The following is a 12,463-nucleotide window of genomic DNA, read 5'->3' on the forward strand; positions in this document are numbered from 1 at the left end:
TTTGTTCATTTTTAAAATTAAATCACCTCTTCTATATTATAATTTTTGTGCTCTCTTTTGGTTCTGATAATCATCTCGCCAAGGAAACCTGCAACAAATAGCAAAGTTCCAAGAATCATCATGGTTAATGCGATATAAAACCAAGGATTAAGCGCTATAAGATGACCATAAACTCCTTTGGAAACATCTATCAATTTAGAAATTCCTAGCCAAAGTGCCGACAAAAATCCAATGATAAACATCAGCGTTCCTGCTGCTCCGAAAAAATGCATCGGTCGACCACCAAAACGACTTACAAACCAAAGCGTTACGAGATCCAGAAAGCCACGAATAAAACGTTCTGTCCCGAATTTTGATGTGCCGTAAGGTCTTGCCTGATGTTGCACTATTTTTTCTGTAATTCGTCGGAATCCAGCATTGGCAGCCAAAACCGGAATATATCGGTGCATATCACCATAGACATCAATCGATTTTACAACTTGTTTTTTATAAGCCTTTAAACCGCAATTGAAATCGTGAAGATAAACGCCCGAAAGTTTTCTGGCGGCACCATTAAAGATTTTTGATGGAAGATTCTTTGTCATAACGTTATCAAAACGTTTCTTTTTCCAACCCGAAACAATGTCGTAATCGTCTTTAAGAACCATATCGTAAAGTTCAGGAATTTCTTCTGGAAAATCTTGCAAATCAGCATCCATTGTAATGACAACTTCACCCTTAACTCTCTCAAAAGCAGCGTGCAAAGCTTGAGATTTCCCATAGTTGCGAGAGAATTTTATCCCATGAATTTGTGGATATTGTACTTTTAAATTTTCGATAATACTCCATGACAAATCTGTACTGCCGTCATCAACAAACCAGACTTCATAAGATAACTGATGCTGTCGGCAAACAGCATCAATTCGGTTGAATAATTCTTCTATGGATTCTTCTTCATTAAGAAGTGGAACTACTATGGATAGATTCATTTAAAATCTTTAATCAGTTTATAATCAGCAAATTATTCGTAACGTTTTTTGTTTTTCAAAAACGCAGCAATAATGATAGACAAAAGTAAATAAAATAATAAGATGCCCCCAAAGAGTTTTCCTAAAAATTCTAACGAAAAATAGTTTCGTTTTTCCTTTAAAGCAATTTCTCTAGCCTCTTTTGCTTCTTTGTAACTTTTCTCCAAATCCACAACTACATTGGAATCTTTGTGATGGGCTGCATCAATTTTTTGTTTTTGATAAGCTTCTTCAAGATTGTTAAGTTCCGTCTGTATATATTGATAATTCAGCAAATCTCTTGCGCTAGTATCAACATAATTGAGAAACAAAAACATGCTTGCCATGGACAAAAAGCCACCTACAAATAATGTTACAAAAGATTGTTTGAAGGCTTGCGGATAAGTTATTCTTGTGCCTTTTCTCAACCGATAAGTGGATATAAAAGCCGTTATACCATAAATGAATGTTAAACCAAATGCATTGATTTTCATACTGGTATCCCAATAATTAGCATTTGCAAAAAAATAATATACGCCAAAGAACAATAACATCGTTATTCCGTATAAAACTAAACCAATAATAACTGGATTTTTCGTCATAATTTTCTTAAGTGTGGGAAAATTGATAATAAAAAGACTTGTTTTTATAATTTAAAAGCTAAATATATTTATTAAAATAAAAAATTATCCATTTTTTTCAAATTAAAAATCAAGCTATTAGCCTTAAAAAAAACGGTCTTTTCTGATTTTTCTATCATCGTTCTTCCAAATTCATAAATAATTTCTATATTTGCACCGGCAAGTCCTACACAACCAGCTCCTGTGAATCCTCCAGGGTGGGAACGCAGCAAAGGTAAACGGTTGTAGCGGTGTGATGTAGGTAGCTTGCCATTTTTTGTGTCTATACGTTTCGTATTTTCTTTAAGAAATAAGAGATTTTAAAATTTATTTTTCATTTTAAAATCTCTTATTTTTTTAAAATTCAAATTCCTCTCCTAATTCTGGTAAAACAAAATCAATTCCTGCATCTGCAAAATGTTTCTTGGCATTGTCATGATTAATTTTGATCGGCTCAAATGTATCGAAATGACAACCAATAACTTTAGGCGTTAGCAACAATTCTTTCGCTGCAAAAGCCGCTTTTCTTGGACACATCGTGTAATGACGACCAATCGGAAGAATAGAAACATCCAACTTTCCGAATACTTTCGGGAAAATTGCCATCTCTGCAGAAACGCCTGTATCGCCTGCTAAATAAAGATTTTTGCCTGGCAAACGGAAAATATATCCTGCTGCTAATCCCCCATAAGTTCCGTCTGGGAAAGAGCTCGTATGATTTGCAGGCACCATAGATATTTTAAGATCATCTATCTTCGCGGATCCTCCAAAGTTAATGTCAATATTGTTAGCATGTTTGTAATATCCACAAATCTCTGGTTGTCCAATAACTGTCGCTTCAGGATGATTTGCAAGAACTTCTGCCACGTCGGCTGTATGATCGCCATGAGCATGTGTAACCAACACATAATCAATCTTTTGTGATAAAATATCAAATCCTGTTTTATCTTTTTGAAAGTTATAGAAAGGATCGCTCAGTATTGTTTTTCCGTTGTGTGTGAACAAAAAACAGTTTTGTCCTAAGAATTTTATTTTCATTTTATTTCTTTTAAAATTTTATGTTTAAAAATTATTCCGATGGAAATTTATCTTCTATCAAATTAAGTTTTACACCATGCTCTAACCAAGCTTTGCAAGCGTCCAAAACCGTTGTAAAACCGCCAGTATTATCATTAATGACATTCAATAACTCCTCGCCTTCTTGGGTATAACCATAACTTTTAATCTGTACCAAAGTTCCGTTTTTCATGGATATAAAGTCATAATCTACGTGTGTTGCAGGATTTCCCCAAAGCGTTTCAATCTTTTGATTGGGGATTATCTTCAGAGTTTGTACTTCTGTTGAAACATTATACATTTCCCAAGTCCAAGTTGTGGTTTCACCCACTTTTAGTTGACCACTTGATTTTGTGAACCAAAATTCAGTTGTGATTTCTGGATCAATGAATGCATTAAAAACCTCATCAATAGGTTTTCTTATGAGCATTTGACAATTCACAAAAGCCTTGATTTGCATATTTAATTATTTAAAAAAATTAAGTCCGAAAGCTGTTAAAACCGCCATCATAAAGGTTAAAATCCCAACTTGTTTTAGAAAAGGATCAAGCTCTTCATGGGCTTTCACTTGCATAATTTTTCGTCGCAAAGCTGCAAATGGAAACAACAAAATCATAACAATAAATGCATAATAATTGCCCGCAGCTTGTAAACCATTAATCATTAAAAAGGTTAAAATCAACAAGATAGGAAGTTGCAACAATAACATTTCGTAAATCATTGCATTTTTAAAACCAAGTCTCAATGCCAAAGTTTTTTTGCCTGAAGCTGCGTCGTTTTCCATATCGCGCATATTGTTGAGATTGAGTACTGCCATACTTAGCATTCCTATAGCAGCACCTGGGATTAATATATCCCAACTAAAACTTTTGGTAAACAAAAAATAACTACCACAAACCGATAGCAATCCGAAAAATATAAAAACGAAAATATCGCCCAAGCCCATGTAACCATAAGGTTTTTTACCAACTGTGTAACCAATGGCCGCCAAAATACTGGCAATGCCTAATCCTATGAAAATGTAAAAATCATTCATATAACTAGGAACAAAAGCGACATACAAAAGCGCAATAGTTGCTACAAATGATAAAATGGCCATTATAATGACGGCGTTTTTCATTTGTTTTGGCGTTATTTTCCCAGAAGCCACGGCTCTGGATTCTGCTTCGTTAATTCTCAATTGGTCTGTTCCCTTCACGCCATCGCCATAATCATTAGCAAAATTGGAAAGTATCTGATACAACAAAGTCACCAAAAGTGCCAATGCAAAAACCTTCCAATCCCAAACACCTCCTTCTTCAGACAATCGCCATTTGGCAATAAAAGAACCTAAAATAATTCCACTGAGAGAAAGTGGTAAAGTACGCAGACGTGCTGCTTGTATCCAATGTTTCATTTATTTTTTTAGATATTAGATGTTAGATTTAAAATGTTAGAATAGATCTTTTCGTTCTACATTCTAAATTCTAAGTCTTTTTAAGATATCCATTGATCTTCGCCGAAGTCTGGTTTGCGTTTTTCCAAAAACGCATTTCGACCTTCTTTAGCCTCATCTGTCATATAAGCCAAACGGGTTGCTTCGCCTGCGAAAACTTGTTGACCAACCATACCGTCATCTGTAAGATTCATTGCAAACTTCAGCATTCTGATAGACATTGGAGATTTTCCAAGAATCTCTTGTGCCCACTCATAGGCTGTATCTTCAAGCTCTGCATGAGGAACAACTTTGTTAACCATTCCCATTTCAAATGCTTCTTGTGCAGAATAATTTCTACCTAAAAAGAAAATTTCACGGGCTTTTTTCTGCCCCACCATTTTGGCTAAATAGGCAGAACCATAACCGCCATCAAAACTGGTAACATCCGCATCGGTTTGTTTAAAAATAGCATGCTCTTCACTAGCCAATGTTAAATCACAAACTACATGCAGCGAGTGTCCGCCACCAACGGCCCAACCCGGAACAACAGCAATAACGACCTTTGGCATAAAACGAATCAAACGTTGGACCTCCAAAATATTAAGACGGTGTCTTCCATCTTCGCCCACATAACCTTTTTGTCCACGTGCTTTTTGGTCGCCACCACTACAAAATGCCCAACCGCCATCTTTAGGACTTGGACCTTCGCCAGACAACAATACCACGCCAATAGATGGATCTTCTGAAGCATCAAAAAAGGCATCATAGAGTTCTGAAGTCGTTTTTGGACGAAAGGCATTTCGTACCTCTGGTCTGTTAAAAGCAATTCTGGCTACGCCACCACATTTTTTGTAGGTAATATCGTCGTATTCTTTAACCGTTTTCCAGTCTATCATTTTATTAAAATTTGGTGTAAAGATAAGCAGAATTAACGGCTTAGACAATGACATTATGCAGACACTCAACAAAAAATAAGCGCCTCCGACATGATGTCAAAAGGCGCTTTACAATATAATAATTGTGACTGGTCGGTGTTGATTATTTTACCACTTTTATAGCACTTGCTAAAAAGCGTGTTTCTGTTTTTGGCTCTTTTATCGCATCAATTTCTTCTTGCGATTTTTTTGCATCTTCTGCATAATGTTTTAATTCGTTAACAGAAGTCGTTTTGCTTTCAGCATTTCCTTCCATAACAACTGTTTTTCCAACTAAAGCTTCTGGCACGAAGAAAGCATAATCTTTCATTTTTACAAAAAAGTCTTTGCCTTCATCTGATTTTAGTTTTACCCAACATCCTTTTTTTGGACACACTTCTGTAACCGTTCCTTTTACCGCAATGTTTTCAACTTTTGCCTCTTTGGTTAACTTTTTATTAAGATTAGAAACCGAAATGGCTTTTTTCGCAACTTTCGTTTCAACATCTTTTCCGTAGAATTCTCCTACTTTAGCTTCTCCAGCTGGAGGTCCCGCTTGTGCGAATGTCATAACACCAAGACCTAAACCCAATAAAAACAACAGATTTTTCATACGTATGTTAAATTTTTGTAAATGTAATAAAAATTATTTGGAAACAGTCTTATCTAACTTCTTATTTTTTAGCCAAAGCGACGTGCTCTCGTAGGTTGCGATGGTTTCGTTCTTTAATTTTTCATCAATTTGAGTTCTCGGAATTTCATCGAAATACGGATTAAAATTCGCTGAAATATCATTTTTTTGAAGTTTCAGATCATATTGTTTCACTTTTTTAGTTGGTGAAATAATGGTCAAAATATTATTCTTAATTAATCCTAAATCTTGATAAGTCGCAATATAAGCACGCGGCTGATAATTGGGTTTAAAAATATCTTGTCCTAAAAATTGACTTTCATAATTGAAATTCATTAAACCAAATAAAGTCGGCATCAAATCTATCTGCGACATCAAAGTATTAACCTGTTTTGCTTCTATAAGTCCTTCGGAGAAAATCATGGCAGGAATTCTATATTTATCCATCGGAAGTTCTGTTTTACCAGCAGAAGAAGCGCAATGGTCCGACACAATGACGAAAATTGTATTCTTGTACCAATCTTGCTTTTTCGCCATTTCGAAGAACTTCTTAATCGAATAATCCGTGTATTTAACGCCGCCATCACGAGATTTTGCCGTTCCCGGAATATCAATTCTTCCGTCGGGATAGGTAAAAGGTCTGTGATTACTCACGGTCATCCAATGGTTAAAAAATGCTTTCCCAGCTTTAGCTTCTTTATTCATAGTTTCGACAGCTTTTTCAGCCATATCTTCATCACTTACGCCCCAAATATTAGCAAATGTAATTTCATTTGGTTTAAAAGCTGCGCGATCCACAATATCATAATTGTTTCCACCAAAGAAATCTTTCATGTTATCAAAATAAGAATCGCCGCCATAAAGATATTTGACTTGATAATCTTTGGATTTGAAAACCGATCCCGTCGTGAATTTATTTTTATTATCAATTCTTTTTACCACACTTTCGCCAGCCGTTGGTGGGATGCACAATGTCAAAGCTTCTAGCCCGCGAACCGTACGATTCCCCGTTGCATACATATTGGTAAACATCATACTTTTGGTCGCCAAACTGTCTAAAAATGGCGTTACATTATTTTGGTTTCCGTAATGTGACATAAAATCCGCAGACAGACTTTCTATAGAGATTAGCACCACGTTTTTTCTAAGTTCGGGATGATCAGAAACCACTGGACGACGAAGCTCTGAAGGTGAAAATTGTTTTAAAAATTCAGTTTGCGCTTGCGCCTCGCCCATACTTGGATAAAATTGTACATAATCCAGCGATTTCGTATTAAAAGCGGTATAAAATTTTTCTAAACCATTACTTTTAATCTCTTCCGAAAACGTATTTTGATAATGTATTTTTTTAATTTGACCAATCACGAACAAACTTAGTCCAAACAACACAATATAAGTGGCTACAAAAATCATTTTCTGCACAAAATTAGGAAGTGTTAAAAGCTCGGATTTGGTCCTATTATAAATGAAAATTGTAACCAGAATTGCTATGGCAATCATCACCGAAAACAACGGAACAACAGGATAAGATTCCATAATATTTCCGATAACCTCGTTGGTATAAATCAAATAATCTACAGCGATAAAGTTGTATCGAACCCCGAACTCGTTCCAGAAAAAATACTCGCTTACTGCATTTTGAATAATCAAAAACACATACAAAAAAAGTGTGATGAAATAAAGTATATTCCTGAAGCGCACACGCTGGTTAGGAACAAAAAGTAATAATCCGAAAAGAATTGTTTTTAAACCCACAAAAATTAAAGCAATTTCCGCAACCGACCCGCCATATTGTTTAAAAATATTATTCGGGACAAATGCAATATACAATGCAAATGCTAGCAACAATCCAAAAATAATATAGCCCCAAGGTTTATCATATTTAGAATTTGATAAAAATAAAAAGTAAATCACCAAAAAAACAGAAGCTATAGAAAAAATGAAAATATCGTTAATCATCCCAAGTAGAATGACACCGATACTCTCAAAAAAGCCAAAGCTACTTGTGGTTATTGGATGAAAAATAAAGACGATTCTCAACAAAAATGAGATTAAAAGATAAAACGCACCGAGGTAAAAAAATGCTTTCAGTTTTTTGATGTCCATGTTAAGTTTTAATATAGTTTTTCGACCTCGCAAGATAATATTTTATTAATAATATTAGATTTTAAATATTAGATGTAACAAAATGACAATTCTGGTTGTCTAACTATATATTAATACAAATCATTAAACAATATTTACACATGAAAACAAATAAAATTTGCCTCGTATTATTAGCATTAAGCTTATCATTAAGTGCATGTAACTATTCAAAATCCAATGGCGAATCCGAGTTCAGCGTTGGCGGTTTTTCCTTGGGAAGCAGTGAAGGAAAAGGTGCATTAATAGACAAAACTTACACTTTCAATTTTGATGAAATTAAAACCTCGAATTCTTTGGATGTAGAAATTGTAAAATCCAACACCGAAAAAATCGTTGTCAACGCGCCATCTGACATTATTGACAAAATTGAAGTAACGCAAGAAGGATCCACAGCCATTATCCGCGTTGCAAAAGGCGTGAGAAACCTTTCCACCAACCGTGTTCGCGTGAAAGTCTATGCCAAAGATTTTTCTAAATTATCCACTTCTTCTAGTTCGACAGTTAAAGTACTAGACAGCTTCAAATCTGACAAATTTGACATCCAGGCGTCCAGCTCTTCAACGATAAAAGGCGATTTTGACGCGGCTAATGTTTCTATCCAAGTCAACAGCAGCGCCGATTTTTATGGTCAAGTCATTGCGAAAAATGTTGTCGCACAAGTTTCTTCTTCTGGAACATTAAGCATGAAAGGTCGTTCGGAAAATTTGTCAGGTCAAGCCTCATCTTCTGGTGATTTGGAAGCAGCAGAATTTACAGCTGACACGGCAACATTACAAGCCTCATCATCAGGAGGCATAAAAGTTGGTGTGAGAAATTCCGTAACTGGAAGCGCCTCATCAAGTGCTGACATAGTTGTTCTTAAACGTGGCGACCTTAAGAATGTCACTGTAAAAGAAAGCAGTTCTGGCTCGGTAAGCGTTAAGTAAAACTAATTTTTGTCTTATTTCTGAAATTTGGCACACAATTGTCTATTTAGAATTTAACTTCTAAAAACAAAAAGTATCTAAAAAATTGAACTAGAAAAGAATAATATGAAAAAAATATTAGAAAAGACGACGTTGTTGGGGATTTCATTATTCACGTTTGGAATTTCGTTTGCCCAAAAGATTGATCGAAAATCACAAAGCATTTTGGATGCGGTAACGTCAAATTATAAAAGTAAAAAAAACACCTACTTCAAATTTACTTACGGTTCTGGAACTGGACAAGTAACCAAAGCAGAAACAGGAATTTTTTATTCTAGTGATGATAAGTACAAACTTAAAATCATGGGTATAGAACAAATATTCGACGGTAGCAAAGTTTACAACATCAATGATAGCGACAAAGAAGTAACCATTGCAAAACCTAATGATAACGACGTCATGTTTTCGCCACTTAGTTATCTAGAATCTTATAAAAAAGATTACAATGTAACTTATGTTGGTAAGAAAAATATCAATGGGAAATCTTTGGATTATATCAAAATGACACCAGTAAAAGACAATGGGCTGAAACAGGTTAATCTCTATGTCAACACACCACAAAAAAAATTGGTGAAACTGGAGCAAATCGCGACGAACAACCAAATCGCGACTATTAACATTAGCGATTACAAAGAAAATCAAAATTTGTCATCGGGTATTTTTAGCTTTGATAAATCCAAATATGCCAAATATTTAATTACAGAACTTTAATTATTAAGTTCAACCAAAATATAAAAAGTCATAATGTCTTTCGCATTATGACTTTTTTGCTGTATTTTTGAAACCAAATTAGATAATTTTTCCATTTGAAAAAGTTAGACCAATATATCATTAAAACTTTTTTCGGGCCATTTTTTTTCATTTTTAGTGTCCTGTTTTTTATCTTCATTGTTAACATCATTTGGGTGCAGATGTCGCAATTTACAGGTAAAGGCCTGAGTTATTGGGAGATTATCAAATTTTTGTTTTACATGAGTGCGAGCGTTGTGTCGATGGTATTGCCACTTACGATTCTACTTTCGTCGATTATGACCTTTGGGGATTTTGGGGAACGCTACGAACTTGCAGCCATGAAAGCCGCAGGCATCAGCCTTACAAGAGTTATGGCGCCTTTGTTCATCACCGCAACTTTTCTCTCGTTGTTGCTATTTGGCTTTTCCAATAACATTATCCCCGATTTTCAGAGGAAAGCGAAGAATATGTTGTTCAACATTGTTTCTAGCAAACCGGCTCTTAACTTTACACCGGGTGTTTTCATCGATCAAATCTCAGGATTCTCTGTTAAATTTGATAAAATAACGGGCGAAAATGGTGAAAACCTAGAAGGTGTTTTTCTTCATAAAAACTCCAATTCTTACGAAAATCAACAAACGGTAATTTCTAAAAGTGGTCGTTTTGCAAAAGCAGTTGATCCTAATTATTTGAAGTTAATCCTTTACAATGGTTACGTTTATGAAGATGAAATGAACAACAAAACCTATCAGGAACGCCTTAACCAACCCAATCAGGCTATAAAATTCGATACTTTAGTCTATCATTTCGATATCAGCGAACTCATCAATCAAGCTATTGAAAACGAAAGAATAACAGATGATTATCGTTTTCAAAGTTACGCGGAAGTTGCCGAAACTCTTGAGAAAACAAATGCTAATAACAAAATTAGCGTTAACAGCATTGCCAATCAGTCCATGTTGATGGTTAATTCTTATGTGCCATACCTTGATGATAAAAAAAATAAAACCAAAGCAACGCCCAATTTCACCGCAGACAAATTAGATCAAGATAAAAAACTTGAAGTTTTGTATAACGCCTATGCGAAACTTAACAATCTGAAAGACACCAACCGAATGTCGCAAGATCAAGTTTTAGAAATGAAAAAATATAAAAACAAAGTTATCATCTATCAACAACGGATTATATCTTTCTCAGTGACTTGTATCATTTTCTTTTTAATTGGCGCCAGCTTAGGTTCCATTATTAGAAAAGGCGGCATGGGACTTCCCGTAGTTATCGCCATTGTTATTTTTATCATTTTCTACGTGATTAACCTGAGTGTCGAAAACCTTTCTTGGAAAGGCGAACTCGATCCTTATTTAGCGACTTGGTTCCCGAATATCATATTGTTCCCATTCAGTATTTGGTTGACTTACAAAGCACTTACCGACTCTCAACTATTTGATATTGAAAAATATAAAGCTTTATTAAAACCAATTACCAAGCGTTTTTCAAAGAATAAAGAACATCAACGTTATCAATAATTGTGTATGGAATTTTCGTTGCAAACCCGTTTAGAAAATGAGATTTTAATCCTTGAACCGCTTTCAAAAGAAGATTTTGAAGCAATATATGCGGTTGCTTGCGAAAAGGAAATTTGGGCGCAACATCCCAATCCCGACCGCTATAAAAGAGCAGTTTTTGAAAACTTTTTTCAAGGCGCTATGCAAAGTGGCGGCGCTTTTAAAATCATTGATAAGAAAAGTGGAAAAATTGCAGGCAGCACAAGGTTTTATGATTATAATGCGGAAGACAAAAGCATCTTAATCGGTTATACGTTTTACGGAACCCAATTTTGGGGAACAGGCATTAACCATTCTGCCAAAAAGTTGATGATGGCGTATATTTTCCAGTTTGTTGACAAAGTTATCTTCCATATTGGTGCAACTAATTTGCGCTCTCAAATTTCTATTGAACGACTTGACGCGCAAAAAATAGGTGAAGAAGAAGTTGTTTATTTTGGTGAAACTTCAAAACTTAATTTTGTATATCAAATCACAAAGAAGATTTTTTTAAATCATCTTAATCCTATTTAAAATACATTTATTTCCGAGCCAATTGTACAATTTTCTGAATTAAAGTAATTACCAAAACCATAGCAGTTCCCACCACAATACCGAATCCAAATTCTTTAATTATATCTGGAACATTCGGAAAAAGATGATGGAAATAATCGATGTTGTGGAGGAAGATTCCACCAGAAACCAATAACAAAGCTATCGTCCCAACAACGCCCAATATCTTAATAACGACTGGTAAAAGTTTTACCAAAAAATGTCCTATTTTCGAAAAAACGCCCCGGTTGTTGGATTTATCAATTAATTTGAATCCTGCGTCATCCATTCTCACAATCAGCGCAACAATACCATAAACGCCGACAGTAGCCAAGACAGAAACAATACAAACCGTTACAATTTGAATATTCAGAGGTTGTTTTAAAACCGTTCCCAGCGCGATAATCACAATCTCGATTGACAAAATAAAATCTGTGGTAATGGCCGCTTTTATTTTTGCTTTTTCTTGTTGTTCTGGGAGTTGATGTTCAAGAACTTCTGTAATATTGTTATCCGTTTGTTCAATTTCTTTTTTATGAAACAGAAAATGAAAAATCTTTTCCATACCCTCAAAAGCCAGATAACAACCTCCGGCAATTAATACATATTTAATAACAATTGGAAAAAAAGCATTCAGCAACAAAGCAATCGGAACAATTATCAACTTGTTGAGAAACGAACCTTTTGTAATAGCCCAAAGTACAGGAATCTCGCGGGAAGACTCAAAACCTGTCGCTTTTTCAGCATTAACAGCGAGGTCATCACCCAGAATTCCTGCAGTTTTTTGTGTCGCCACCTTACTTGCCACAGCCACATCATCCATGAGTGCTGCAAGGTCGTCCAATATTGCAAAAAAGCCTGAAGCCATAATTTTTTATTAAATTTTATTCTGCAAAAATAT

13 protein-coding genes and 1 other RNA gene are annotated in these 12,463 nt (G+C 35.0%); 5 read left to right on the forward strand and 9 right to left on the reverse strand.

The window, feature by feature from the left end:
- Window positions 1-17: 17 nt before the first annotated feature.
- Entirely contained in the window at window positions 18-968 is a 951-nt protein-coding gene (locus G6R40_RS04230; RefSeq protein ID WP_165131978.1) for a glycosyltransferase family 2 protein, read from the reverse strand.
- Between the two features lie 32 nt (window positions 969-1,000).
- On the reverse strand, window positions 1,001-1,588 hold the full coding sequence (locus G6R40_RS04235) for a DUF4199 domain-containing protein (protein ID WP_165131981.1): 588 nt from the start codon (window positions 1,586-1,588) through the stop codon (window positions 1,001-1,003).
- A gap of 196 nt (window positions 1,589-1,784) precedes the next feature.
- Here G6R40_RS04235 and ffs point away from each other — a divergent pair.
- Window positions 1,785-1,882: signal recognition particle sRNA small type (gene ffs / locus G6R40_RS04240), an RNA gene on the forward strand.
- 81 nt (window positions 1,883-1,963) lie between these two features.
- Here ffs and G6R40_RS04245 read toward each other — a convergent pair.
- From G6R40_RS04245 to G6R40_RS04270, 6 genes are all read right to left on the reverse strand, one after another.
- A complete protein-coding gene (locus G6R40_RS04245; protein WP_165131984.1) occupies window positions 1,964-2,644 on the reverse strand; it encodes a metal-dependent hydrolase in 681 nt (226 codons plus the stop codon).
- A 31-nt stretch (window positions 2,645-2,675) separates the two neighbouring features.
- Window positions 2,676-3,122 carry an SRPBCC family protein gene (locus G6R40_RS04250; RefSeq protein ID WP_165131987.1) on the reverse strand — a complete coding sequence of 149 codons (447 nt, stop codon included), beginning with the start codon at window positions 3,120-3,122 and terminating at the stop codon, window positions 2,676-2,678.
- Between the two features lie 6 nt (window positions 3,123-3,128).
- Window positions 3,129-4,058 (reverse strand): 1,4-dihydroxy-2-naphthoate octaprenyltransferase, encoded by a 930-nt coding sequence (gene menA / locus G6R40_RS04255; RefSeq protein ID WP_165131989.1) that lies wholly within the window; start codon window positions 4,056-4,058, stop codon window positions 3,129-3,131.
- Between the two features lie 80 nt (window positions 4,059-4,138).
- Entirely contained in the window at window positions 4,139-4,975 is an 837-nt protein-coding gene (locus tag G6R40_RS04260) for a 1,4-dihydroxy-2-naphthoyl-CoA synthase (RefSeq protein ID WP_165131992.1), read from the reverse strand.
- 142 nt (window positions 4,976-5,117) lie between these two features.
- Window positions 5,118-5,606, reverse strand: a complete 489-nt coding sequence (locus G6R40_RS04265; protein ID WP_165131995.1) for a DUF4920 domain-containing protein — start codon at window positions 5,604-5,606, stop codon at window positions 5,118-5,120.
- A 33-nt stretch (window positions 5,607-5,639) separates the two neighbouring features.
- A complete protein-coding gene (locus tag G6R40_RS04270) occupies window positions 5,640-7,730 on the reverse strand; it encodes an LTA synthase family protein (protein ID WP_165131998.1) in 2,091 nt (696 codons plus the stop codon).
- 140 nt (window positions 7,731-7,870) lie between these two features.
- On the opposite strand from G6R40_RS04270, the gene G6R40_RS04275 reads away from it, so the two are divergent.
- From G6R40_RS04275 to G6R40_RS04290, 4 genes are all read left to right on the forward strand, one after another.
- Window positions 7,871-8,695: a GIN domain-containing protein gene (locus tag G6R40_RS04275; protein ID WP_165132001.1), complete on the forward strand. Its 825-nt coding sequence runs from the start codon at window positions 7,871-7,873 to the stop codon at window positions 8,693-8,695.
- A gap of 105 nt (window positions 8,696-8,800) precedes the next feature.
- Window positions 8,801-9,445: a LolA family protein gene (locus G6R40_RS04280; protein ID WP_165132004.1), complete on the forward strand. Its 645-nt coding sequence runs from the start codon at window positions 8,801-8,803 to the stop codon at window positions 9,443-9,445.
- A 95-nt stretch (window positions 9,446-9,540) separates the two neighbouring features.
- A complete protein-coding gene (locus G6R40_RS04285) occupies window positions 9,541-10,992 on the forward strand; it encodes an LptF/LptG family permease (protein ID WP_165132007.1) in 1,452 nt (483 codons plus the stop codon).
- Window positions 10,993-10,998: 6 nt separating this feature from the next.
- Window positions 10,999-11,544 (forward strand): GNAT family N-acetyltransferase, encoded by a 546-nt coding sequence (locus G6R40_RS04290; protein WP_165132010.1) that lies wholly within the window; start codon window positions 10,999-11,001, stop codon window positions 11,542-11,544.
- A gap of 7 nt (window positions 11,545-11,551) precedes the next feature.
- Here G6R40_RS04290 and G6R40_RS04295 read toward each other — a convergent pair whose 3' ends face one another.
- Window positions 11,552-12,430: a DUF808 domain-containing protein gene (locus G6R40_RS04295; RefSeq protein WP_165132013.1), complete on the reverse strand. Its 879-nt coding sequence runs from the start codon at window positions 12,428-12,430 to the stop codon at window positions 11,552-11,554.
- Between the last annotated feature and the right edge of the window lie 33 nt (window positions 12,431-12,463).

The organism is Chryseobacterium sp. POL2 (genome assembly GCF_011058315.1).
GTDB lineage: Bacteria > Bacteroidota > Bacteroidia > Flavobacteriales > Weeksellaceae > Soonwooa.

Bases quoted from the DNA above. Each gene is read 5' to 3' on its own strand.
- G6R40_RS04230 (WP_165131978.1), bottom strand. From the start codon at position 968: ATGAATCTATCCATAGTAGTTCCACTTCTTAATGAAGAAGAATCCATA.
- G6R40_RS04235 (WP_165131981.1), bottom strand. From the start codon at position 1,588: ATGACGAAAAATCCAGTTATTATTGGTTTAGTTTTATACGGAATAACG.
- G6R40_RS04245 (WP_165131984.1), bottom strand. From the start codon at position 2,644: ATGAAAATAAAATTCTTAGGACAAAACTGTTTTTTGTTCACACACAAC.
- G6R40_RS04250 (WP_165131987.1), bottom strand. From the start codon at position 3,122: ATGCAAATCAAGGCTTTTGTGAATTGTCAAATGCTCATAAGAAAACCT.
- menA (WP_165131989.1), bottom strand. From the start codon at position 4,058: ATGAAACATTGGATACAAGCAGCACGTCTGCGTACTTTACCACTTTCT.
- G6R40_RS04260 (WP_165131992.1), bottom strand. From the start codon at position 4,975: ATGATAGACTGGAAAACGGTTAAAGAATACGACGATATTACCTACAAA.
- G6R40_RS04265 (WP_165131995.1), bottom strand. From the start codon at position 5,606: ATGAAAAATCTGTTGTTTTTATTGGGTTTAGGTCTTGGTGTTATGACA.
- G6R40_RS04270 (WP_165131998.1), bottom strand. From the start codon at position 7,730: ATGGACATCAAAAAACTGAAAGCATTTTTTTACCTCGGTGCGTTTTAT.
- G6R40_RS04275 (WP_165132001.1), top strand. From the start codon at position 7,871: ATGAAAACAAATAAAATTTGCCTCGTATTATTAGCATTAAGCTTATCA.
- G6R40_RS04280 (WP_165132004.1), top strand. From the start codon at position 8,801: ATGAAAAAAATATTAGAAAAGACGACGTTGTTGGGGATTTCATTATTC.
- G6R40_RS04290 (WP_165132010.1), top strand. From the start codon at position 10,999: ATGGAATTTTCGTTGCAAACCCGTTTAGAAAATGAGATTTTAATCCTT.
- G6R40_RS04295 (WP_165132013.1), bottom strand. From the start codon at position 12,430: ATGGCTTCAGGCTTTTTTGCAATATTGGACGACCTTGCAGCACTCATG.